The organism is Arthrobacter sp. HMWF013, from assembly GCF_003061105.1.
Taxonomy (GTDB): Bacteria; Actinomycetota; Actinomycetes; order Actinomycetales; family Micrococcaceae; genus Arthrobacter.
On record NZ_QAIQ01000635.1, the window covers coordinates 1 to 1,251 of the forward strand.

The following is a 1,251-nucleotide window of genomic DNA, read 5'->3' on the forward strand; positions in this document are numbered from 1 at the left end:
GGTAGATGACAGCTCCAATGGCCGCCGCCGTGCCGAGAACCATCGGCAGGACCCAGGGGATCCAGGTCAGCCCCGGCTTGTAGCCCAAACCTGCCGCCATGAAAATGATCCAGCTGAACGCGCCCACGGCAACGGCAACCCCTGCGGGCAGGCCCATGCCGTACCGGGTATGGCGTTTGTCATTTGCCCAGACGATAAAACCGGCGGCCGCTGTCGCGAGGACAACAATGGTGAGCGAAAGCATGGATGCCTGCGGTTAGAACTGGCCGAAACCGACGCGGCGGGCTTCTTCGGCACCGATTTCCACGTAGCCCAAGGCATTGCCGGGAACGATGATGACGCGTCCCTTGTCATCCGTCAGGCGAAGCTCGCTGCCCTTGGTGATGGCCGCTTCGACAATTTTGGCAACGGCGTCGGCGTCCTGGTTGGATTCCAGGACGATTTCGCGGCCAATATTCTGTACGCCGATCTTAATTTCCAATGCGGGGCCTCCCAGCCAATCAAAATTTATTTTGTGTCTCTTATTTGTAGTCTAGGTCTCTTTGGGAAAGCGCGAGATTCCGCGCCAAGCTAAACGGTAAATCAGGTCGCTGGCCACATCGAGGTCAAGATTACCGTCCGTTTCCAGCCAGTAGCGGGCGCTGACCTGGGCCATTCCGGCCAATCCGCGGCCCAGCAACTGTGCCTCGAGGTGCGGCAGCTTGGTGTCTTCGGCGATGACGCGTGCCACAGCATCAGCGAAAGTCTTGTTGAAGGTTTCCAGCCTGGAGCTGACGTCGGGATCGTTGATCAGATCCGACTCGAAGACCAGCCGGTGGGCCTGGTCGTCGCTGGCGATAAACCGGTAGTACGCCCGCATCACAGCCTGAACGCGTTCGTCATTGTCTGTGGTGGAGTTCAGCGCGCCAAGCATCAGATCCGTCAGGGAAGCGAGATGGCTGTCCAGCAAGGCGATATACAGCTCCCGTTTGGAGGGGAAATGCTGATACAGCACCGGTTTGCTGACATGGGCAGTCTCCGCGATCTCGTCCATCGCGGCACCGTGGTAGCCGTTGGCAACGAAGACCTCCTGGGCCGCCGCGAGCAGCTGCGCGCGCCGCTCATCCCGGGGAAGCCGGGCCGATCGTTGTCCCGTGCGCGGAGGTACGGCAGGTTCGCCGCCGGACGCCCGGTCAGCCCGTGCTTCATGGACCACAGTTGTCCTACTTTCCCTTGCAGTTATCTCCACTTTACTGTGCGGTAATATGACCG

General features: G+C 60.1%; 3 protein-coding genes. All 3 read right to left on the bottom strand.

The window, feature by feature from the left end; translation table 11 throughout:
- Positions 1–244: hypothetical protein (locus tag DBR22_RS21110; RefSeq protein ID WP_108600602.1), on the bottom strand; the 244-nt coding region annotated here is incomplete at its 3' end.
- A 12-nt stretch (positions 245–256) separates the two neighbouring features.
- Positions 257–481, bottom strand: a complete 225-nt coding sequence (locus tag DBR22_RS21115; protein WP_108600603.1) for a DUF3107 domain-containing protein — start codon at positions 479–481, stop codon at positions 257–259.
- A 51-nt stretch (positions 482–532) separates the two neighbouring features.
- Positions 533–1,195, bottom strand: coding sequence for a TetR/AcrR family transcriptional regulator (locus DBR22_RS21120; protein WP_108600604.1), 663 nt, complete (start codon positions 1,193–1,195; stop codon positions 533–535).
- Positions 1,196–1,251 lie beyond the last annotated feature (56 nt).